Origin of the sequence: Tabrizicola sp., assembly GCF_030373185.1 — a bacterium.
Taxonomy (GTDB): domain Bacteria; phylum Pseudomonadota; class Alphaproteobacteria; order Rhodobacterales; family Rhodobacteraceae; genus Tabrizicola.
This window is the reverse complement of the sequence record NZ_JAUCZH010000003.1, coordinates 226,010-246,934: the sequence shown is the minus strand read 5'-3', so window position 1 is coordinate 246,934 and position 20,925 is coordinate 226,010. Positions and strand designations below refer to the sequence as shown.

Sequence of the window (20,925 nt, the reverse complement as noted above, 5' to 3'; positions counted from 1 at the left end):
ATCGCAACATGGCAAAAAGGCCCCGGGGTTTCCCCCGGGGCCTTTGCATTTCGTCAGTGAAAACCTCAGCCCTCGGCTTCGGCCTTCTCGGTGACTTCCTCGCCGGTCTCCTGATCGACCATCTTCATGCCAAGGCGCACCTTGCCGCGATCGTCGAAGCCCAGAAGCTTGACCTTCACTTCCTGACCTTCCTTCAGCAGTTCGTTCGGGTGGTTCAGGCGCTTGTTCGCGATCTGGCTGACATGCACCAGACCGTCGCGCTTGCCGAAGAAGTTCACGAAGGCGCCGAAGTCGACCAGTTTGACGACCTTGCCGGTGTAAACCTTGCCCTCTTCGGGTTCAGCCACGATCGACCAGATCATGTCATAGGCGCGCTTGATGGCGTTTTGATCGTTCGAGGCGATCTTGATCACACCGTCGTCGTTGATGTCGACCTTGGCGCCCGAAAGTTCCACGATCTCGCGGATCACCTTGCCGCCCGAACCGATGACTTCCCGGATCTTGTCGGTCGGGATCTGCATCGTTTCGATCTTTGGCGCGTATTCGCTGAACGCCTGAGCCGAAGTCAACGACTTGGCCATTTCGCCCAGAATGTGAATCCGGCCGTCTTTTGCCTGCGCCAGCGCCTGCTTCATGATGGCAGGCGTGATGCCGGCAATCTTGATATCCATTTGCAGGCTGGTGATCCCGGCTTCCGTGCCGGCAACCTTGAAGTCCATGTCGCCAAGGTGATCTTCATCACCAAGGATGTCGGTCAGGACGGCCCATTTGCCGTCATCTTCAAGGATCAGACCCATGGCAACGCCAGCAACCGGCGCCTTCAGCGGCACGCCCGCATCCATCATCGACAAAGACCCGCCGCAGACCGAAGCCATTGACGAAGACCCGTTCGATTCCGTGATCTCGGACACGACGCGGATGGTATAGGGGAAATCGGTCGGTGCCGGCAGAACTGCCTGAAGCGCGCGCCATGCCAGTTTCCCGTGGCCGATTTCGCGGCGACCGGGCGACCCCACGCGGCCAACTTCACCCACCGAATAGGGAGGGAAGTTGTAGTGCAGCATGAAGTTGGACCGATAGTTGCCGTTCAGCGCGTCGATGATCTGCTCATCCTCGCCGGTGCCAAGCGTGGTCACGACCATGCCTTGCGTCTCGCCACGGGTAAACAGGGCCGAGCCATGCGTGCGCGGCAGGATACCGGTTTCGCTGGTGATCGGACGGACGGTCTTGGTGTCACGCCCGTCAATGCGGATGCCGTTCTTCACGACATCGCCGCGCAGGATGGAACTTTCCAGCTTCTTGATCGCCGAGCCGAGGTTGGCATCCGCCTTGTCTTCGTCAGACAGGGTATCGACGATTGCGGACACGGCAGCGGAAATCGCGCTGGTCCGTTCCTGCTTGTCGCGGATCGCGAAAGCGGCGCGCATCTGTGCCTCACCCGCGGTTTTCACCTTGCCGTAAAGTGCCGAATAGTCGGGCGGCGTGAAGTCGAAAGGCTCTTTCGCCGAATCTTCCGCGAAGTCGAGGATCATGTCGATCACCGGCTGCATCTGCTCGTGGCCGAACACGACCGCGCCCAGCATTTCTTCTTCGGTCAGCTCATAGGCTTCGGATTCGACCATCATCACGGCATCTTTGGTGCCGGCGATGACCAGATCAAGCCGCTGATCGGGCTTCGTGCGCAGTTGCGTCATGTCGTCCATGGCGGGGTTCAGCACATATTTGCCACCCTCAAAGCCAACGCGGGCTGCCCCGATCGGACCCATGAACGGCACGCCGGAAATCGTCAGCGCCGCCGAAACCGCGATCATCGCAACGATGTCAGGGTCGTTCACAAGGTCACAGGACAGCACCGTGGCCATCACCAGAACCTCGTTCTTGAAGCCGTCCACGAACAGCGGACGGATCGGCCGGTCGATCAGACGCGAGGTCAGCGTTTCCTTTTCGGAAGGCCGCGCTTCACGCTTGAAGAAGCCACCGGGAACCTTGCCCGCGGCATAGTATTTTTCCTGATAATGCACTGTCAGGGGGAAAAAGTCCTGACCCGGCTTCGCCTTGCGGGCGAAGGTCACGTTGGCCATCACCTGGGTTTCGCCCAGCGTCGCGATCACCGACCCATCGGCCTGACGCGCAACTTTCCCGGTTTCCAGTGTAAGCGTTTCATTGCCCCACTGGATTGATTTCGTCGTCACATTGAACATGTATCGTTTCCTCTGGGATGGACCGGCCCCTGCCGGCATCCCCATATCTGGCGGCCCCATTGCCGCCCGTCCCCCGAATCCTTTGCATGCGCCCCGGGGGTGGGCCTCACGTCGCAGATTGCGGGCGCATACAGCAAAATGCCGCATATGAAAAGCAAAGATACGCCCGGCCGCAGGGGCTGCGACCGGGCGTATCGGATGGAATTACCGGCGAAAGGATCAGATCGCCGACTTGATCCAGGTTTCAAGCGCGGCTTTCGGGGCAGCGCCGACCTTGTTCGACACGACCTGACCATCCTTGAACATGAACAGCGCGGGAATCCCCCGCACGCCAAGTACCGCCGGGCTTTCGGGGTTCTCGTCCACGTTGACCTTCACGATCTTGACCTTGCCGGCATACTGGGTAGCCAGTTCTTCCAGCGCAGGGCCGATCTGGCGGCAGGGACCGCACCATTCAGCCCAGAAATCCACCACGACCGGGATCGACGAGTTGCGAACCTCGGCGTCAAACGTGGCGTCCGTCACGGCAACCGTTGCAGCGCCCATGATCCATTCTCCTTGGGAAAGTTGTTGACACAAAGCTAAGAACGCGCTGCGGGAAGGTCAAGGTATCGTGGCACGCTCAAGCGCCAGCCTCACGATCTCGGGATCAAGTGGCATCAAGACGGGGCCGCGCGTCCACAGCACCGCCACCTCTACCCGCCGGTCCGGGTAGATCTGCCCCACCAGATGCGCATAGGCCCCAAGTTGGCGCAGAATACCTTCCGGCACGTCTGCCGGCCCCTTGGGGATCACCGCGTTGGACTTGTAGTCGATGATCAGCACCCGGTCCGCCGCAACCGCCAGCCGGTCGATCGAGCCCATCAGGTGCCGATCCCGCCACGGCCCGGTCACCACAACTTCGGACAAGGTGTCGGGGGCGAAGATCGGCGCAAGGGTCGGCTCTGTCAGCACCGCATGCGCCTCGGCCAGAAGCGTGGCTGCAAGCATCGGGTCAGGGATCAGCGCCGCCGCCTGCGCCGGCCAATCAGCCGGGTCAAGCAAGGGCAATCGCTCCAGCAGCAGATGCAAGGCCGTCCCGCGCGCCTTCGCCTCGTCTTCCGGCAAGGCAGCTTCGCCCGCCAGGGCCTTGGCACCCCCAAGGTCTGACGGCGACAGACCCTTTGCCGGACGCAAGGCCTCGGGTGCGGGGCGTCTGGCCCAGTCTGGCACGGTCACGACCTGCGCCTCTGGTCGCGCCACCTCGACCGGCAACGGCCAGTCCCCCCAGCCATGCCGCAGAACGCCGCCCGCCAGACGTTCGGCCCCCGCACGTTCGACCCCGGCGCGGATCAGGTTGTACCACGCATCCGCCTGCTTCACCTCACCCTTGGCCACCGCGATCAGCCAGCACCGCGCCCGCGTCATTGCCACATACAACAGCCGCAGCCGTTCGGCGGCCTCCCGTTCAGCCCGCGCCGCGCGTTCGGTTGCGATCAGGGCCGGGCTTTCGGTCTTGTTCACCTTCCACACCGCTTGCCCGCCAGGCAGACGGTAAAGCTCGTCCTTGTCGTTTGCCTTGCGGTCGCCGGTGTCGGGCAGAATCACGATCTCCGCCTCCAGCCCCTTGGCACCATGCACCGTCATCACCCGGATGCGCGCGCCTTCGGCGTCCAGCTGCCGCTTGACCTCAACGTCATCGGTTTCCATCCAGACCAGAAAGCCGGTCAGGCTTGGCACCTCTGACGCCTCGAAGGCCAGGGCCTGACTGAGAAGCTCATCAATCCCGTCCTCCGCCTCCGGCCCCAGCCGCGCCAGAAGTTTCCTGCGCCCGTCATGGCGATGCAGCGCCCGTTCGATCAGGTCATAGGGCCGCAGAAAATCGGCCTGCCTGCGCATGTCATCAAGGAAGGCCCGCGTTTCGGCATGGCCGGGGTAGTCGCGCAACGCCTCCCATAGATAGCCGCGCCGACCATGCGCAAGGCGGAACAGATCATCTTCCGTCCAGCCGCAAAGCGGAGACCGCAGCACCGCAGCCAGCGAAAGATCATCTTCCGGCGTGTCAAGAAAAGCCAGAAGCGCCGACAGATCCTTCACCGCCATTTCGCCGCCCAGCTTCAGCCGGTCGGCCCCGGCAATGGGCAGATCCAGCCCCTTGCAGGCCCGGATGATCTCGTGAAACAGCGGCGACCGGCGCTGCACGAGGATCAGGAAATCGCCATAGCGCACCGGGCGCGCCGATGGGCCGCCATTGCGCGGCACCTGCGGGATCTGCTCGCCGCTGGTAACCATCGTCTTGATCCGTTCGGCAATGTCGCGGGCCAGCCGCACCTCGGCATCTTCGGGGCGAACCTGATCCAGCGCCTGGTACCACGGACCTGGCTCTGCCGTTTCGGCCTTTTCCACCACGGGCCAGACATCGACCCGACCCGCCAGACCTTCATTGAAGGCAAGGTGCAGCGCCTCGCCGCCCAGCGCCGCGAATTCCTGTGCGGTAAAGGTCTTGTCCACCACCGTCAGGATCGCGGTTGAAGACCGGAACGAATGGGCCAAAGACCGCTCTACCAGCGTCGCACCGCCTGCCAGCCTGTCACGGAACAGGTCGCGCTTGCGGTCAAAGGCCGCCACATCGGCGCCCTGAAAGGAATAGATCGACTGCTTCTTGTCGCCCACGACAAACAGCGTCCGCTGCCGGTTGCTGGCCCCTTGCCCCGAGGTCAATTCGGCGGCAAGGCTTTCGATCAGTTCCCACTGGTCGGGGCTGGTATCCTGCGCCTCATCTACCAGAATGTGATCGATCCCGCCATCCAGCCGGAACAGAACCCAGGCCGCCAGCACCGGGTCGGTCAACAGCGCGCGCGCCCGTGAGATCAGATCGTCAAAGTCCAGAAGGCCCCGCGCGGCCTTGCGCGCCTCATATTCTGGCAGGAAAGCTGCGGCGAACTGGTGCAGGGCAAGTGTCTTTTCCGCCGTTACCAGCGCCAGCCGCAACCGCCGTGCGCTTTCCACCCGGCCCATCAGATCATTCAGGGGGTCAATCAGCGCACCCAGCTTTGCACGGGTGTCCTTGGTCGGAAACTCACCGATCTTCGCAGCAAAATGTTTCGCCGGATCTTTTGACCCGCCCTTGTGCAGAAGCACACCTTCCAGAGCCGACAAGGTTGCAAGTCCCACAGCCGAATAGTCCAACCCGGCCAGCACATCCGCCGCCTGCTCATCGGTCTTCAGGCCAGCGCGCAGATGCGGGACCAGTTCGGCCACTAAGCGACCTTCACCGCCCAGAAACACCTGGGCCACAAGGTCCGATGCCGCAAGGCCTTCTGGCAACTCGAAGAACTGCCATATCCTTGCCACCCCCAGCGGCGGGCTGAACGAGCCACGGTTGCGGGCGATCTGTTCGACGAAGGCGGTGAAATCTTCACCCCCATGCACTTCGGTCAAGCGCCGCACCGCCGCCGGAGCCAGCGTATCGGCCATTTCCTCGACAATCTCGGCCCGCATCAGCCGGGCGGCGCGGTCTTCCATTTCGGTAAAGCCGGGCGGCACGCCGGCCTCCAGCGGGAAGCGGCGCAAGATGCTGGCGCAAAAGCTGTGGATCGTCTGGATACGCAGACCACCGGGGCTTTCGATCGCCCGGGCAAACAACTGTCGCGCCCGGGCCAGACGCGCGGCGGACATCTCCTCCTCGCCCAGTTCCAGCAGGTCACGCCGCAGATCGTCGGCGGGCTTCATCGCCCATTCGCCCAGCCGCTTGAACAGCCGGTTCTGCATCTCGGACGCCGCCGCCTTGGTATAGGTCAGGCACAAGATATGCTGCGGCTCGACCCCGTTCAGCAAAAGCCGCGCCACCCGGTCGGTCAGCACCCGGGTCTTGCCTGACCCGGCATTGGCGGAAAGCCATGTGTTCCGGTCTGGATGGGCGGCGCTCATCTGTGCCGCGCCTGCGGGGGTGATCGTCATTCCCGGTCCCCCCCGACCACTTCGGCCACTGCTTCCGCCGTCATGTCCCATTCGCCAAAACGCGACAGGTGGTCATAATCCGAAGGGTCTTTCTGCGACTTCATCGCCCGCCGCGCGGTATAGCCCTGCGCAGCGGTGGCATAGCTGCCCATCAGTTTGCTGAAGTCTTCCCAGACGGCATCCACCTCACCGGGCTGCAAGTCAACTTCCAGCGTCTTGAACGCCGCCTTGACGCCGACAAAGGCGATCCGCGCCACCTCGGCCGGATCAAGCCCGGGGAAAGCGCCCCGTTCAGCCATTGCCGCCGCAAGGAAAAGCTGCTTGTCGAAGTGCTTTTGTTCGTCTTCCGTGGGCGGATCGCCGGTCTTGTAGTCAATAACCATCAGACGGCCGTCCGCCAGCCGGTCGATCCGGTCGGGCTTGCCTGTCAGGGTGAAATCCAGCCCTTCCAGCCGCGCGGCACCCTTTTCCTCGAGCAAGACAGGCGTTCCGCCCGTCGAGGTCGAGAAGGCAATGAACGCATCCGCCGCCTTTTCGATCCGCGCCCGCCAGATGGTCCGGGCCAGTGGCCACGCTACGCGGTCCTCCAGCACCCGGTCCGCGATCCGCAAAAGGTCGCTGCGCGAACTGGCCCGATCCCGCACGAAGCCTTCCAGAATTTCGTGCAGCACCACGCCGCGCAACCTTGGGTCAGCTTCGGGGCGCAGCGGGTCCAGCGGGCGCAGCCGCAACACATGCCGCGCGTAGATGGCATAGGGGTCACGGATCAGCAGCTTGATCTCTGTGACCGAAAGCCGCTTGGGCCGCGCTGAAACCGGCGGGCGGGGCGAGGGGCGCCTGGCGGCCTCTGCTTCACCTTCCGGCAGGTCAAAGCTGGCTGCCCGGTCCACCCAGACCCGCCCGCGCGCCCGCATCGAGGCCAAGGCTTCGGGCCCGCGCCGATCTGGCAGCCCGGCCATCAGGTTCACCAACCGGTTGACCCAGCGCGACGGCACCGTTTCGGCATCGGCCCCCCGGACCGCGCGGGACAAGACCACCTGCCGCGCAGCGACCGCCTGCTGATAGTCATGCGCCGACAGGCCGATCTTCCGTTCCGGCAGCAACAGCCCGGCGTCCTTGCGCATGGCCCGGTTCAGCCACGGGTCAGGCGGCGGCTGGGCGGGCCATGTGCCATCGTTCAGGCCCCCAAGGATGACCAGATCCGCGCCCTGCACCCGTGCTTCCAGCGTCCCCCAGATCATGATGCCGGGGTGAACGGATTCCGTCTCACGCACCTCATGGCGCTGCAACACACCCCGGAACAGGCTGGCGTAATCTGCGGGCGAAAGAATGCCACCCACGCCCGCCTCACGCTCCAGCTCACTGACCGCCTCCAAGGCTTTCGCCCCGGCTTCCTTGTCCCAAAGGCCCCCGTCCCCTGCCTCGGCGAACCCGCGCGCCAGTTGCCGGTTCACCACCAGATGCCGGGCGACGAAGGCGGCCAGCGGCATCGGCCCCAACGCCTCATGCCCGAACAGCGTCTGGCCCAGAATGGCCGCCCAATCCCCGGCCCCCTCAAGCGGCGAAGCGGCGGCCCAGGCCGCAAGGCTTTCCGCCGTGGGAAAAGCCGGGCCATTGCGGCGGGCGTGAAGTTCGTATTCCCGCGTCAGGATAAGGTGCTGCCCGCGCCCGAAGGCACCGCCCTGACCGCTGAACACCAAGGGATGTTTCAGCAACGCCAAGGCCATATCCACTGTAAGCCGCTGGCCAAAAAGCCCCGTCACCTGCCGCAGCAACCGCCCCGGCGCCGACAGCGCCAAGGGCCGCCCGGCAGAATCGTCGGGCCGGATCCCCCAACGGTCCAGCGCCGCCGTCACCCGCCGCGTCAGGTTGCGGTCCGGCGTGACCAAGGCGGCACGCTGCCCCGTTTCAGCCGCTTCACGCAGGATCAGCGCGATGGCCAAAGCCTCGGCCCGTTCGCCCGGCGCTTCGATCAGGGTCAGCCCCTCAACCTCGGGCGGCAGGTCCGGCAGGCCCGGCCCCTCGGCAAGCCACTGATCGGTGATCGGCGCAGGCCGCAAGGAAAGCGAGACCAAGCGGTTGCGCCCGGGCGCGGGGGCTTCTGCCGCTGTCCAGCGTTCCACCGCGTCGGGGCCGATCCCCAACCCCTCCATCACCCGGCGAAATCGGTATTGCGGATGATCTTCGGCGGTCAGGGCATCGGCCATGCTGTCCCAGACCGGGGTCGGCAGATCAAAATCGAACCCCGGCAGCACCACTGCACCATTCGGCAACCGTGCAACCGCCTGCATCAAAAACGCCGTCGTCCCGCGTGACCCGGTAGACCCGGCCAGAATCACCGGATCAGCGGGGGGCTTTACAGCCCAGCCTTCGGCCAGCGCGATCACCGCTTGGCGCAACCGCGACTCACCATCCGGGGCATCGCCTGCCAGTGCCTGCGAGACGATGCCCAGAAACGCCTGCGTCCGCGCCCAATGGGCCGAGTGGTTGGCCACATCCAGCCCGGCAACCCGGTCAGCCGGAACGCCTTCGCCCTCCATCTCATCCATCAGGGTGGCAAGGCTGTCAGCCAGATCGTAAAGCGCCGCGCGGGGGAAATGCGTCGTTCCGGTCCGCAAAAGGCCATCCAGCAGCACCGAAAGCTCCAGCCGCCGCCGCAGGGGCGAAGCCGGTACGGGCAGCACCACATTGCCCAGCGCGGTCACATCCGTCACCAGCAACAGACGCGGCAAAAGACGCGCGCCATGGGCCTGAAAGCTTTCCGTCACCCGCCGCCGCATCCTTTGGGTGTTCAGGATCAGTGTGACCCGGGCCAAGGCCTCGGGCGGCTGGTCGGCCATCCGGTCCAAGAGGCCGCTGACCAGTTCAGCCGGGAAATCCACGCCGGGCGGCAGGGCGAAAAGCGGCGGGGCGAAAACGTCTGGGGTAAGGTCAGCCATGCCGGGCAGAGTGCAGGAGCCGTTCTGCCTCTACAATCCCTTCCGGGTGGCCAACGTCACACCAGCCGCCGCGATGCATCACACCGAAAGCCGTGCCTTCGGCAATCATCTGATCCCATGGCCGGTTCAGCGAAAACACGTCCTCTGCCACCCCCGCCAGCCGCGCAGGGTGCAGGATCGAAGCCCCAAGATAGACGTGATCCTCGCCCCCCTGTCCGCGCGAAATCCGCCCGACATCGCCCGGCGCGGCGTCCAGCCGGAAGTCCCCCTTGGCCCCACGACCCCGGGTTTGATCCACCGGCAACAGCAGCAAAAGCGCCTCCATCCGGTCGCCGTCCCACGCTGCGGCCAGTTCGGCCAGCGGGTTTGCGCCCGTCCAGATGGCATCGCTGTTCAGCACCGCAACCGGCCCCGTCCCAAGAAGCGGCAGCGCAGCCCTCAGGCCGCCGCCCGTTTCCAGAATCCGCGCCCTTTCATCGCTGATGGAGACCCCGCGACCCGCCAGATGCGCCGCAAGCTGATCGGCCCGGTAATGCACATTCACCACCAGCCGCCCGGCCCCGGCATCAGCCGCCGTTGTCAGCGCATGGTCGATGAGCGCCCGCCCCGCCACCGGGATCAGGGGCTTTGGCCGATCCGCCGTCAGCGCGCCCATGCGGGTGCCGAAACCTGCGGCAAAGATCATCAGCGGGAAGGGGAACATTGGCTCTCGATACGGCTCAGGATGTCGGGGGTGGGGGCAGGCAGAAGATCTTCGCAGACCGCGCGCAGATCAGCCAGCGCCGGATGCGCCAGATTGTGTTGCAACTGGCGCCAGACCCGAGGGATCAGCCGCAGATAGCCGGGCTTTGCGGCCACAAGGCAAAGGCGGACAAAGATGCCCAATATGCGCAAGGCCCGCTGGGCGCCAAGGGTGGCATATTGCGCAGCGAAGCCTTCGGGCGCGGCCCCTGTCGTGGCGGCAAAGCGGGCGATCATCGCGGCTTCCGTTTCTGCCGACACATCGCGGCGGGCGTCTTGCAAAAGCGACACGAGATCATATCCGGGCTGCCCCATCTGCCCCAACTGAAAGTCAAGCAGCCCCACCCGCGCCAGCCCATCCCGCCCGGGTAGCCAAAGCAGGTTTTCGGCGTGATAGTCCCTCAATATCAGCACTCTGGGTCCATCCGCATGGACGCAAAGTGCCGATTGCACCGCCGCTAGAAAACGGTCCGGCGCTGGCTTTTCCCCGGTTGCGGCATAGGCATACCAGTCCAGCGCAAAGCCGGCCGCCTGCGCCCAATCGCAGGCGGCAAGATCGGCCAGGCCGGGCGGCGCTGGTGCCGCCTGCAAATGGCACAGCACATCGACGGCGGGCGCGTAAAGCTCAGCTTCCCGCGCGGGGTCGGCTTCCAGAAGGCGCGCGTAAAGATCGTCGCCAAGATCCTCCAGCAGCAGAAACCCTGCGTCGGTGTCGGCCACACGCACCGCTGGGGCCGACAGCCCCAGACCGCGCAGATGCCGCGCCATGGTGACGAAGGCCGCCGGATCATCCGCCCCGCCGGGCGGGTTGTCCATCAACACAGCCGTTGCCGCCCCCGCGCGCAGCCGTTCATAGCGCCGGTCCGATGCATCCCCCGCAAGATGCTGCCGCTCAGCCGCACCCCAGCCCGCCAGCGCAAGGAAGCGGCCGGCTTCTGCCATCCTGTCAGCCATCGCCCAGAGCCTTTCGCAGGTCTGAACGCCCGCCAGTGATCACCGCGCGCCGCCCGTCCCCCACAGCCTCCAGCCGCAAGTGCAGCGCATCTTGCGGGGCATGGCCACCAAGCCGGTCCGGCCATTCAACCAGAGTGATCGCGCTTTGGAACGCATCGTCGAGGCCCAGTTCCCAAACCTCATCCGGGTGGGTCAGCCGGTAAAGATCAGCGTGCCATATCTCGCCGTCTCTATTGCCATAGACCTGAACCAACGTGAATGTCGGCGAAGGCACATCCTCATCCCGCCCCAGCCGCGCACGGATGAAGGCGCGGGCGAGATGGCTTTTGCCTGCACCGATCGGGCCTTCCAGCAAGAAACAATCCCCGGCCCGGGCCAGTGAAGCCAACCGCGCGCCCAAGGCGGTGGTGTCCGCCTCGGTCGGAAGCGGCAGGATCAGCGCGGAAAGGGCAGCTTTCGGGTGTTTCATAGCCCCGAGTCTAGCTGCCGCCAGCGCCACCGCAAGCTGCATCCTTGTCTGCAACTCGGGCCACAACATCGGCCCAAGCCGGTCAGGCGCGCATCCCTTTTGACATTACCGGCTCCAGCACCGCGCCAACGGCCTCGGCGACGCGAGGGCGGAAGGTGATCAGCGTCGCCCCGCCCGTCAGCGGGCGAAAACGGCACGAAACCAGTCGCCCGTCCAAGAGCCGCACTTCGCCATCCCACGCCGTCCGGTCCCCAAGCTGGGTCACAAAATCGGTCGCGTCATCCCAAAGCAGCGTCGGGGCCGAATGGTCCCGCCACCAAGCGCATAGCGAACCGATCCCGGCATCCGACAAAAGCACCGCAGGATCATGGTTCCAAAGCTGCGCATAGGTGGTGTTGGACATCACCAGTTGCCCACCCTGAGAGAAGACCGCAACCGCCTCATCCACGGCGTCGATCACCGATTGGCCAAGTTCCAGATCGGCCCGATACCGCCGCGTCCGGGTCATTTCATGGCTGATATCCTCGAACATGAAGGCCAAGGCCCCGTTCGGATGCGGCCGCCCGATCACACGGTAGGTCTGACCGCCGGGCAAGCTCCAGGTTTCTTCGAAAAGGCCCATCGAGGCCTCTTCCTCCAGCCGGGTCAACTGCTTGCGCCAGCTGCGGTAATCCTTGGGTTCAGGGATCATCGCCTTGGCGCGCATCGCGTCAAGCACGGCAGACAGCGTCGGGCGCGAGATCAGGAAATCCGGAGCAAGGGCCGTCAGGTCCGCAAGGGCCGGGTTGAACAATTGCAGCAACCGCGCCCGGTCAAAGATGGCAAGGCCGATCGGCAGGTCGGCAAAGGTCTTGGTCAGGGTCTGCATGAATTCGCGCAGCGCGGTTTCGGCCTGCACCGCGGTATTGGCGGCAAGGGCATAGCACAGCACCTCGTCGCCCAAAGGCACGCGGATCAGATCAAACCATTCCGCCCCACCCTGCATTTGCAGCTTGATCCGCGTGGACCGACCGGCAGCATCCCTTGCATCGTCAAACAACCTTGGCAGCGGCCAGGACAGGTCTTCATTCCCCGGCAAAAGCTCGACCGCGCGGATCAGGTAGGCGTGGTTCGCCCAGATCACCTCGCCCGCCGCCGCCTCGCGCCACATCACCACCGGCGCCCGCGCAAGCACTGTGCGCTGTGCTTGCACTTCCTGTTGCAAGGCCGCGACTGCCGCACTGTCGGCAACGCCTTGCCGCTGCTCGGCGGCGCTGTCGATCAGGGTCAGGCGGGTCAGCCCGGTCAGATGCTCGCCGCGCAACAGCACGGGCGGCACCACATCCGGGGCCGAGGCGATCATCATCTGCCCGGTGCGTGGCAGGCTGTCCAGAACCGGCCCAAGTCCGGGAAACATCGGCCCCAACCGGGCCAGCAAACGCGACCACGCGCGGCTTTCATCTCCGTCTGACAGCAGCGCGCGCGCATCGGGCGTGGCATCCAGAAGGCATTCGCCGTGGAACAGAAAGACGGTTGCAGGGGCATCTTGTTTAAACAGGCTGCCCGGCTGTGCCTGCCGCCGGGATTGCCAGCCGGAAAGCAGGACAAGGCTGGCCAGAACGACAAACGTGGCGCTAAGCACCATGCCAAAAGCCGCAATCCAATCCTGGGACATGAAACACTACCCCCGCTTAAAGCTTCCCCAGCCTAGAGCGGAATTCCTTAACTGACGGTTAAGGCTAACGAGAACGAGGATCGCCTATCCCTCGATCCGTCGGTTCTTGCCAAGCGCCACGCCGGACGGGGCTGCCAGATCGGCCATGGCCCAGACTGCTTCGACCACCGCACCACAACGCTCGGGCCGGTCTTCAGGGGGCAGGAACGGGTCTGTCGCGTTGGCGAAGGTCAGTTCTGCGCCCGACCTTTCCAGCAGCGTCTTGGCGATGAAAAGGCCCAGACCCATCCCCTCATAGCCCGGACGCTGCGCGGCCTGCGGCGCGTCGCGGCGGGACCGCACGAAAGGATCGCCAATCCGGCCGATCACGTTGGGAGGAAAGCCGTCACCATCGTCGATGATCCGAACGGTCACGCTGCGATCCGTCCATTCACCTTCGATCCAGACGGTCGTGCGGGCGAAATCGACCGCGTTTTGCACCAGGTTGCGCAGACCATGAATGATTTCCGGCCGCCGCAGGATGGTGGGCTGGCGGTCCGGGCTGCCATCAACCGGGGCAAAGCTGAACTCTACCCGCTTGCCGCGTGCCATATGCGGTTCGGCGGCCTCTCGCAGGGCGGCGCTGAGCGGCGCTTGCCGAAGGTGCAGGTCATCCTTTCCCGCCCGGCCCATGTCACGCAATATGTCACGGCACCTGTCGGCCTGTTCGCCGATCAGCCGGGCGTCTTCCAGAAGGACCGGCTGGCCCTGCAATTCGGCCATCAACTCGGAACTGACCAGCTTGATCGTGGCCAGTGGCGTGCCAAGCTCATGCGCGGCCGCCGCCACCACACCGCCAAGGTCCGTCAGCTTCTGTTCCCGCGCCAAAGCCATCTGCGTCGCCAGAAGTGCTTCGGACATGGAGCGGATCTCGGTCGCCACGCGCCGGGAATAAAGGCCCAGAAACAGGATGCCGATGACGATCGACAGCCAGAAACCAAACTCGAACAGCCGGGGGATCACCAGTTCCCGCCCATCGGCAAAGCGCAGCGGCACATGCCAGAATACCGCGACGGAAATCAGCAGGATCGCGGCGGCACCCAACATGACCGTGGACCGCAGCCGCAGCGTGCTGGCCGAAATCGTGACCGGTGCCAACACCAGAAGCGCGAAAGGGTTGGTCAGCCCCCCGGTCAGGAAGATCAGGAACGCTAGTTGCGCCAGATCGAACAGCAGGGTGAAAAATGCCTCTGCCTCGTTCAGGCGCTTGTTTTCCGGGAAAAGCGTGATCGAAAACAGGTTGGCAATGATCGACACGGCCACCGCCAGATAGCACAGACTTAGCGGCAATTGCAGGCCATAGACCCGGTCTGCCACCAGAATCGCGGCCAGTTGCCCGGCAATCGCCATCCAGCGCAGCAAGATCAGCGTGCGCAGCCGCACCCAATCGCCGCGCGGCTCGCGTTCGGGAAGCGTGATGCCCGTCATGACCATGCTGTGACCGGATGCCCCTTTCGCCGCCTTGCCCATTGTTAAGGCCGCCGACATCTGGGATCAATGCGGCGGGATCGACCGACGGGGGACACCATGACCAGACTTTACGCCGCAGTAGCTGCTGCAGCCGTTGCGGCACTCCTTGGTGCCTCTGCTTGGTATGTTCTTCTTGGCCAGCAGGATGATGCCTTTGCGCAATGCCGACAAGGCAATGTCGCAGGGGGCGATATCGGCGGGCCATTCACGCTGGTCAATCCAGCCGGGCAAACCGTGACTGATGCGGATGTTCTGGCCAAACCCGCGCTGGTCTATTTCGGCTATACCTTCTGCCCCGATGTCTGCCCCTTCGACATGTCCCGCAATGTCGAGGCCGTCGACATTCTTGAGGAACAAGGGTTTGACGTGAACCCGGTCTTCATCTCGATCGACCCGGAGCGTGACACGCCGCAAGCCCTGGGTGATTATGCTGCAAACATGCATCCCAAGCTGATTGCGCTTACCGGATCGCCCGAACAGGTCAAGGCGGCCTCACTGGCTTACAAGACCTTTTACAAGAAACAGGACTCCGAGGACGAATTCTATCTCGTCGATCATTCCACCTTCACCTACCTGATGCTGCCCGGCACGGGTTTTGTGGATTTTTTCCGCCGCGAGGTTACTTCTGATCAAATGGCAGAGGGGGTTGCCTGCTTTCTTCAGGCCGACGCAGCCCGCAATTGACCCCCCGCGCCGGCAAGCAAAGGAAGACCCATGGCAGATGATCTTGGCGCAGACCTCGGACCCGACCGCAGCCTGTTGCTGGTTGACGATGACGAGCCTTTCGTAAAGCGCCTTGCCAAGGCAATGGAAAAGCGCGGCTTCCTGCCAGACACCGCCCAAAGCGTTGCCGAAGGCCGGGCCAAGGCCATGGCGCACCCCCCCGCCTATGCCGTGGTGGACCTGCGGCTTGAAGACGGCAACGGGCTTGATGTGATCGAGGCCTTGCGGGAAAAGCGGCCGGATTGCCGGATTGTCGTGCTGACAGGCTATGGTGCAATTGCCACCGCTGTCGCGGCCGTCAAGATCGGTGCCATCGACTATCTTTCAAAACCCGCCGACGCCAATGATGTGACCAATGCGCTTCTGGCGCGCGGCGAGGCGCTGCCTCTGCCGCCGGAGAACCCGATGTCGGCAGACCGGGTTCGCTGGGAACATATCCAGCGTGTCTATGAAATGTGCGAACGTAACGTGTCTGAAACAGCGCGGCGACTGTCCATGCATCGCCGGACGCTTCAGCGCATTCTTGCTAAGCGAAGCCCCAAATAATTCATCAATGTTGCCATCCACGGACAATGCGCCTATCAACTGGGCGAATAAATCCGAGGGGGATAGGACTTTGAATATCGACTTGCACTCTCTTTCCTTGAAAGAGCTCAAGGAACTGCAATCTCAGGTGGCAAAGACAATTGCGGGTTATGAAGATCGCCGCAAGCGTGAAGCCCTTGCTGAACTTGAAGAAAAGGCCCGGGCCATGGGCTTTTCCCTTGCCGAACTGACCGGGGCCACGGCAATCCGGAAACGCTCGCCATCTGTTGCCAAGTATGCCAATCCGGCCAACAAGGCAGACACATGGTCCGGCCGTGGCCGCAAGCCGCGCTGGTTCAGTGAGGCCTTGGCCAAAGGCAAGAAGCCGGAAGATCTGGCGATCTGAGCCTTGCGCTGCAATCGCAGGCCTGAGGCATGCGATTGCAGTCATTGCTGGAATGGAGAGAATTCCGCAACGCTCAGACTTGCGGAATAGAACCATAGATTGCGCAGAAATTGTCCCGCTTCGGTCAGTGGCGCGCCATGGCCCATTCAATCCCGGTCATTCAAGAAAATCATCCGCAAGGCTGGGCTGTCTCGTGCCTCAGACGCTGGCCTGCAACAAGGATTGCACCCTTGCGACATAGTCTTCCCGCACCTCTCTGGGCGGACGCAACCGGATTTCCAGCCCGCGGATGACCTCTGGCTGTGGCTTGCCAAACAATTTGTTGGCCTCTGTCTCCTGAAAGCCGGCAATCCGCACCGCTTCCAGCCAGGCGCTGATCCTGTCGGCGGTCTTGATCGCCTTCTTGATCGGCAGGGGCAGCATCGCGGGCAGCCCGAAGCGCAGGTGAATTGCAACTGAAAGCCGTTGGTCCAATTCACCATAACCCGGCCCGACCGCCGCCTTGACCGGGCTGATCATGTCACCGATCACATATTCCGGCGCGTCATGCAGCACCGCTGCCAATTGCCAGCGGGCGGCAATGCCCGGATTGGCTCGGCTGAAGAGTTCCTCGACCAAGAGCGAATGTTCCGCCACCGAATAGGGCCAGTCCCCGCGCGTTTGCCCGTTCCACCGTGCGACAAAGGCAAGGCCATGGGCGATATCTTCCACTTCAATATCCATCGGGGTCGGGTCCAGCAGGTCCAGCCTGCGCCCCGATAACATCCGCTGCCAGGCGCGCGCTGCCATCGTCACGCCCCCTCAGATCTTCGCGCGGTAGGGGTCAGGGTAGCGTGCCAGAAAGTCACCGATCAGACGGCTGGCGCCAACGTGTTTCAAGACCATCTTCGACAGATCCTTGAAGGACACCGGGGCCGGGTCGCAAGGCGGGCAGATGGTCGGCAAATAGTCCGGCATGAACCGGGTCACGAATTCGCGGTAGGCCAGATTGAACCGGGGGTCGAGCTTGCCCGAGGAATCCCGGTCCGGCTTTGTCGCGGCGATGAAATGCCGCACAAAGACCGGATAGCGCAGCGTGACCAGCGGCAGGCGGGCGCTAAGCTGCCAGTTCCAGCACGGTGCCAATTGGGCAAATTTCCCTTGCAGGGCAATGTTCGTCATCGATTGGTCTGAAAGCTCGATCGCATGCGGATATGTCTTCAGGGCGTCATATGAGCGCTGCTCGATCTCCTGGTCGCAAAAGGCGCGCGTATCGATCAGTTGCAGGCCGGTATTCGCGTATGGCTTGGCCGGAAGCCCGGCCAGCCTGAATTCGGGCGCGTGGAATTCCGCGACCATGAAATAGCGCAGATCCAGCGCCATACCCAGCGCATGTGATCCGATGTCCATCCCGAACAGTCGGTTGAAGTCCCCGCCTTCGACAAACATGTCGCTGTCGATATACAAGATGCGCCGATATCGCCCCTGCAACTGGCGCGAAAGGGAAAGCCGGTGCAGGCAGGTCTGCTTTCCCTTCATCTTCGGATGGTTCGCCACCTCTGGCAGCGCCGCCGGTCTTTGCAAGACAATGCCCAACGAAATCGCCCAATCCGGCACCTGCAGATCGTCTTCCGTCGAGATGACAAAATCAAACCGGCGATCCGGATTGTGAAAGTCGATCTGGCGGATCATGAACAGCGCCAGATGGAAGAACTTCCGGTCGCAGCAGAAGGCGACAGCGCAGTCATGGCGTTGGCTGGGGGTCATCCGCATTCCTTTTCGGCTTCCCCGCACTCTTCACAACTTGCCCGTTTTGGCAAGCTCGCCCAAGCACGCCTCTGTCGCGTTGTCTTGCGCGCCTGCATTTGCTATGGCCCGGTCCAGATCAGAAACCGGCTTGCGGCTGCGCAAGCAGAACACTCATGGCAGGACCGTATGGATTACATCGTCAAGGACATTGCTCTGGCCGAATACGGCCGCAAGGAGCTGACCATCGCCGAAACCGAAATGCCGGGTCTGATGGCTTGCCGGGAAGAGTTTGGCCCCTCGCAGCCGCTCAAGGGTGCGCGCATCGTCGGATCGTTGCACATGACGATCCAGACCGCGGTGCTGATCGAGACGCTGACCGCCCTTGGTGCCGACGTGCGCTGGGCGTCATGCAACATCTTCTCCACCCAGGACCACGCCGCCGCCGCGATTGCCGCCGGTGGCACCCCGGTCTTTGCCGTCAAGGGCCAGACCCTGACCGAACACTGGGATTACCTCGACCGGTCCTTCATGTTCCCCGAGGGCGCGAACATGATCCTTGATGATGGCGGCGACGCCACGCTTTACGTCCTTCTGGGCGCGCGCGCCGAAGCTGGCGAAGAGATCATCCCCGTCCCCGCCTCGGAAGAGGAAGAGGTGATCAAGCTGCAAATCTACAAGCGCATGAAGGAAGCCCCCGGTTTCTTCACCAAGACCAAGGCCGCCATCAAGGGCGTGTCGGAAGAAACCACCACCGGCGTCCACCGCCTTTATGATCTCCACAAGAAGGGCGAACTGCCCTTCCCGGCGATCAACGTGAACGACTCTGTCACCAAGTCGAAGTTCGACAACAAGTACGGCTGCAAGGAATCGCTGGTCGATGGCATCCGCCGCGCCACGGATACGATGATGGCTGGCAAGGTTGCTGTGGTCTGCGGTTACGGCGACGTGGGCAAGGGCTCCGCCGCCTCGCTCCGCGGTGCCGGCGCGCGAGTGAAGGTGACCGAGGTTGACCCGATCTGCGCCCTCCAGGCCGCGATGGACGGCTTTGAGGTGACCCTTCTGGAAGACGAAGTGTCATCCGCTGACATCTTCATCACCACCACCGGCAACAAGGACGTGATCCGCATCGAGCATCTGCGCGAGATGAAGGACATGGCCATCGTCGGCAACATCGGCCACTTCGACAACGAGATCCAGGTCGCGTCCCTGCGCAACCACAAGTGGACCAACATCAAGGAACAGGTCGACATGATCGAGATGCCCTCGGGCAACCGGATCATCCTTCTTTCGGAAGGCCGCCTTCTGAACCTTGGCAACGCCACTGGCCATCCATCCTTCGTGATGTCTGCCTCATTCACCAACCAGGTGCTGGCGCAGATCGAGCTGTGGACCAAGGGCCAGGATTACGCCCCCGGCGTCTATATCCTGCCCAAGGCGCTGGACGAAAAGGTTGCCCGCCTGCACCTGAAGAAGATTGGCGTCAAACTGACCGAACTGCGCAAGGATCAGGCCGACTACATCGGCGTGAAACCCGAAGGCCCGTTCAAGTCGGACCACTACCGCTACTGATCCCCGCATCAGCCTGCCGGCAGCCAGGAATTCTTGGCCGCCGGCAAGGCCCTTTGGCCCCCGCGGGAACCGAGCGGCCCGGGGGCGGCATCTTCCGTGATGCCGCCTGTGGGGAAAGGTCGACGATCTTTCCCGTTGCCGTTTGATCCTGTTTCCGTAAGCTGCCTTGGTCTCGCCACATTCGGAGACGGGTAACGGAACGAGGAAAACTCATGGGCAAGCGCGACGAACTGATCGCGAAATACGCGGACGATCTGAAGAACAAATGCAACATCACGCCGGACATGGCCCTTCTGACCAAGGTCACCATCGGCTGCGGCCCTGCGATCTATGACAATGATGCCCAGACTGTCGCCGCATCGGATTCGGCCGAGCTGGAGCGGGTCAAGAACAGCTTTCTGATCAAGAAGCTGGGGCTTCAGGATGGCCCTGCCTTGATGGAAGGCATCAACGCCGCCGTAGACACCTACGGCAAGTCCGAACGCAACAAGTACCGTGCCGTGTTCTATTATCTGCTGGTCAAGCATTTCGGCAAGGAAGCCGCCTACAAATAGCGCCGCCAAGGCTCGCCACAGACCCGCGCCTTGGGCGCGGGTCTCTGCATTTGAATAAAGGCTTCCATATTCGCGTGTTGCCGGGGGCAGCAGATTCGGCGCATCACTGCCTTGTCAGGGCAGGACGCCCGGGACCCTTTACAGATCACGTGCGGTGCTTGGGGTGTGCGCGTGGGTTGGGTGGAGGGTTCCGTAGGGGTACGGCGCCCTCCATTCCATTACTCAATGCCGATTGTCGCCCTGCCGGAACGACTTGGCAAGAAAGACTTGGCCGGAAAGCCCAATACTGCTGTTCAGCGCCGCCTTGGAAAGCGGGCAACGCATTCACGGCTCCACACCGCCCATCCGACAGACAATCTCCCATTCCTCGGGGGACACTGGCTGCACCGACAGCCGTGTGTTGTTGACCAGCACCATCTTTTCCAGCCCCGGCTGCACCTTGCACTCTTCTAGGCTGACCGCGCGCTTGAACGGTCGAACCGCCTTGATCCAGACGCAGTCCCAGCGCGGGTCATCGGTGGTGCTGTCAGGCGTGCTTTCGCGGCAGACCTCGACGATCCCCACCACCTCTTTCCCGATGTTGGAATGATAGAAGAACCCCAGATCCCCAACCTTCATCGCCCGCATGTTATTGCGCGCCTGATAGTTGCGGACGCCGTGCCATTCTTCACCCTCATCGCCCTTGGCGACCTGATGGTCCCAGCCCCAGACATCAGGCTCGGATTTGAACAGCCAGTAATTCATCCGATCACCCGCTTCCATTCCTGGATCATCACCGACTGGAACAGCCCCGCCTTGGCATAGGGGTCCGCTTCGGCCCAGGCCTCGGCCTCGGCGCGGGTCTGGACTCCAAGGATCACCAGACTGCCGCACATCTGCCCGGCAGCATCAATGAAGGGACCGGCCTGTTCGACCACGCCAGAGGCTTCGATATGCGCCAGATGCGCGGCGCGGTTTTCGACGCGGGTTTGCAGGGCGTTGGGTTTATCAAGGCAGACGAGGGCAAAACGCATG

18 protein-coding genes are annotated in these 20,925 nt (G+C 63.2%); 5 read left to right on the top strand and 13 right to left on the bottom strand.

Features of this window, described 5'->3' with window-relative positions; genetic code table 11:
• Nucleotides 1-65: 65 nt before the first annotated feature.
• The 9 genes from pnp to regB form a co-directional block, all read right to left on the bottom strand.
• The gene (gene pnp, locus QUV21_RS07810; protein ID WP_300854067.1) at nt 66-2,201 is read right to left on the bottom strand and encodes a polyribonucleotide nucleotidyltransferase; all 2,136 of its coding nucleotides are present in this window, start codon (nt 2,199-2,201) and stop codon (nt 66-68) included.
• A gap of 219 nt (nt 2,202-2,420) precedes the next feature.
• Nucleotides 2,421-2,747: a thioredoxin gene (gene trxA / locus QUV21_RS07805; protein WP_300854066.1), complete on the bottom strand. Its 327-nt coding sequence runs from the start codon at nt 2,745-2,747 to the stop codon at nt 2,421-2,423.
• Between the two features lie 57 nt (nt 2,748-2,804).
• Entirely contained in the window at nt 2,805-6,140 is a 3,336-nt protein-coding gene (gene addA / locus QUV21_RS07800) for a double-strand break repair helicase AddA (protein ID WP_300854065.1), read from the bottom strand.
• Nucleotides 6,137-9,079, bottom strand: coding sequence for a double-strand break repair protein AddB (gene addB, locus QUV21_RS07795; protein WP_300854064.1), 2,943 nt, complete (start codon nt 9,077-9,079; stop codon nt 6,137-6,139). The genes addA and addB overlap by 4 nt, the downstream gene beginning before the upstream one ends.
• Complete coding sequence (locus QUV21_RS07790) at nt 9,072-9,782, bottom strand: nucleotidyltransferase family protein (protein ID WP_300854063.1); 711 nt, start codon at nt 9,780-9,782, stop codon at nt 9,072-9,074. The genes addB and QUV21_RS07790 overlap by 8 nt, the downstream gene beginning before the upstream one ends.
• On the bottom strand, nt 9,764-10,774 hold the full coding sequence (locus QUV21_RS07785; protein WP_300854062.1) for a phosphotransferase: 1,011 nt from the start codon (nt 10,772-10,774) through the stop codon (nt 9,764-9,766). The genes QUV21_RS07790 and QUV21_RS07785 overlap by 19 nt, the downstream gene beginning before the upstream one ends.
• Nucleotides 10,767-11,243: a tRNA (adenosine(37)-N6)-threonylcarbamoyltransferase complex ATPase subunit type 1 TsaE gene (gene tsaE, locus QUV21_RS07780; protein WP_300854169.1), complete on the bottom strand. Its 477-nt coding sequence runs from the start codon at nt 11,241-11,243 to the stop codon at nt 10,767-10,769. Before tsaE ends, QUV21_RS07785 begins: the two co-directional genes overlap by 8 nt.
• Before the next feature lie 82 nt (nt 11,244-11,325).
• The gene (locus tag QUV21_RS07775) at nt 11,326-12,897 is read right to left on the bottom strand and encodes a PAS-domain containing protein (RefSeq protein WP_300854061.1); all 1,572 of its coding nucleotides are present in this window, start codon (nt 12,895-12,897) and stop codon (nt 11,326-11,328) included.
• An 84-nt stretch (nt 12,898-12,981) separates the two neighbouring features.
• Nucleotides 12,982-14,370, bottom strand: a complete 1,389-nt coding sequence (gene regB, locus QUV21_RS07770) for a sensor histidine kinase RegB (protein WP_300854168.1) — start codon at nt 14,368-14,370, stop codon at nt 12,982-12,984.
• A 93-nt stretch (nt 14,371-14,463) separates the two neighbouring features.
• On the opposite strand from regB, the gene QUV21_RS07765 reads away from it, so the two are divergent.
• From QUV21_RS07765 to QUV21_RS07755, 3 genes are all read left to right on the top strand, one after another.
• On the top strand, nt 14,464-15,090 hold the full coding sequence (locus QUV21_RS07765; protein WP_300854060.1) for an SCO family protein: 627 nt from the start codon (nt 14,464-14,466) through the stop codon (nt 15,088-15,090).
• Between the two features lie 30 nt (nt 15,091-15,120).
• Nucleotides 15,121-15,675, top strand: a complete 555-nt coding sequence (locus tag QUV21_RS07760) for an ActR/PrrA/RegA family redox response regulator transcription factor (protein WP_300854059.1) — start codon at nt 15,121-15,123, stop codon at nt 15,673-15,675.
• Nucleotides 15,676-15,745: 70 nt separating this feature from the next.
• The gene (locus QUV21_RS07755) at nt 15,746-16,060 is read left to right on the top strand and encodes an H-NS histone family protein (protein WP_300854167.1); all 315 of its coding nucleotides are present in this window, start codon (nt 15,746-15,748) and stop codon (nt 16,058-16,060) included.
• A 198-nt stretch (nt 16,061-16,258) separates the two neighbouring features.
• Here QUV21_RS07755 and QUV21_RS07750 read toward each other — a convergent pair whose 3' ends face one another.
• Both QUV21_RS07750 and QUV21_RS07745 read right to left on the bottom strand, forming a co-directional pair.
• Nucleotides 16,259-16,849, bottom strand: coding sequence for an HD family hydrolase (locus QUV21_RS07750; RefSeq protein ID WP_300854058.1), 591 nt, complete (start codon nt 16,847-16,849; stop codon nt 16,259-16,261).
• A gap of 12 nt (nt 16,850-16,861) precedes the next feature.
• Nucleotides 16,862-17,806: a glycosyltransferase gene (locus QUV21_RS07745; RefSeq protein ID WP_300854057.1), complete on the bottom strand. Its 945-nt coding sequence runs from the start codon at nt 17,804-17,806 to the stop codon at nt 16,862-16,864.
• 168 nt (nt 17,807-17,974) lie between these two features.
• Between QUV21_RS07745 and ahcY the strand changes: the two genes are divergently transcribed.
• Together ahcY and QUV21_RS07735 are read left to right on the top strand one after the other, a co-directional pair.
• Complete coding sequence (ahcY, locus tag QUV21_RS07740) at nt 17,975-19,357, top strand: adenosylhomocysteinase (RefSeq protein WP_300854056.1); 1,383 nt, start codon at nt 17,975-17,977, stop codon at nt 19,355-19,357.
• A gap of 212 nt (nt 19,358-19,569) precedes the next feature.
• The gene (locus QUV21_RS07735; protein ID WP_300854055.1) at nt 19,570-19,911 is read left to right on the top strand and encodes a DUF2853 family protein; all 342 of its coding nucleotides are present in this window, start codon (nt 19,570-19,572) and stop codon (nt 19,909-19,911) included.
• A gap of 324 nt (nt 19,912-20,235) precedes the next feature.
• Here QUV21_RS07735 and QUV21_RS07730 read toward each other — a convergent pair whose 3' ends face one another.
• Together QUV21_RS07730 and QUV21_RS07725 are read right to left on the bottom strand one after the other, a co-directional pair.
• Complete coding sequence (locus tag QUV21_RS07730) at nt 20,236-20,655, bottom strand: EVE domain-containing protein (RefSeq protein WP_300854166.1); 420 nt, start codon at nt 20,653-20,655, stop codon at nt 20,236-20,238.
• Complete coding sequence (locus QUV21_RS07725) at nt 20,652-20,924, bottom strand: YciI family protein (protein WP_300854054.1); 273 nt, start codon at nt 20,922-20,924, stop codon at nt 20,652-20,654. Before QUV21_RS07725 ends, QUV21_RS07730 begins: the two co-directional genes overlap by 4 nt.
• Nucleotide 20,925 lies beyond the last annotated feature (1 nt).

Bases quoted from the DNA above. Each gene is read 5' to 3' on its own strand.
- pnp (WP_300854067.1), bottom strand. From the start codon at position 2,201: ATGTTCAATGTGACGACGAAATCAATCCAGTGGGGCAATGAAACGCTT.
- trxA (WP_300854066.1), bottom strand. From the start codon at position 2,747: ATGGGCGCTGCAACGGTTGCCGTGACGGACGCCACGTTTGACGCCGAG.
- addA (WP_300854065.1), bottom strand. From the start codon at position 6,140: ATGACGATCACCCCCGCAGGCGCGGCACAGATGAGCGCCGCCCATCCA.
- addB (WP_300854064.1), bottom strand. From the start codon at position 9,079: ATGGCTGACCTTACCCCAGACGTTTTCGCCCCGCCGCTTTTCGCCCTG.
- QUV21_RS07790 (WP_300854063.1), bottom strand. From the start codon at position 9,782: ATGTTCCCCTTCCCGCTGATGATCTTTGCCGCAGGTTTCGGCACCCGC.
- QUV21_RS07785 (WP_300854062.1), bottom strand. From the start codon at position 10,774: ATGGCTGACAGGATGGCAGAAGCCGGCCGCTTCCTTGCGCTGGCGGGC.
- tsaE (WP_300854169.1), bottom strand. From the start codon at position 11,243: ATGAAACACCCGAAAGCTGCCCTTTCCGCGCTGATCCTGCCGCTTCCG.
- QUV21_RS07775 (WP_300854061.1), bottom strand. From the start codon at position 12,897: ATGTCCCAGGATTGGATTGCGGCTTTTGGCATGGTGCTTAGCGCCACG.
- regB (WP_300854168.1), bottom strand. From the start codon at position 14,370: ATGGTCATGACGGGCATCACGCTTCCCGAACGCGAGCCGCGCGGCGAT.
- QUV21_RS07765 (WP_300854060.1), top strand. From the start codon at position 14,464: ATGACCAGACTTTACGCCGCAGTAGCTGCTGCAGCCGTTGCGGCACTC.
- QUV21_RS07760 (WP_300854059.1), top strand. From the start codon at position 15,121: ATGGCAGATGATCTTGGCGCAGACCTCGGACCCGACCGCAGCCTGTTG.
- QUV21_RS07750 (WP_300854058.1), bottom strand. From the start codon at position 16,849: ATGGCAGCGCGCGCCTGGCAGCGGATGTTATCGGGGCGCAGGCTGGAC.
- QUV21_RS07745 (WP_300854057.1), bottom strand. From the start codon at position 17,806: ATGACCCCCAGCCAACGCCATGACTGCGCTGTCGCCTTCTGCTGCGAC.
- ahcY (WP_300854056.1), top strand. From the start codon at position 17,975: ATGGATTACATCGTCAAGGACATTGCTCTGGCCGAATACGGCCGCAAG.
- QUV21_RS07735 (WP_300854055.1), top strand. From the start codon at position 19,570: ATGGGCAAGCGCGACGAACTGATCGCGAAATACGCGGACGATCTGAAG.
- QUV21_RS07730 (WP_300854166.1), bottom strand. From the start codon at position 20,655: ATGAATTACTGGCTGTTCAAATCCGAGCCTGATGTCTGGGGCTGGGAC.
- QUV21_RS07725 (WP_300854054.1), bottom strand. From the start codon at position 20,924: ATGCGTTTTGCCCTCGTCTGCCTTGATAAACCCAACGCCCTGCAAACC.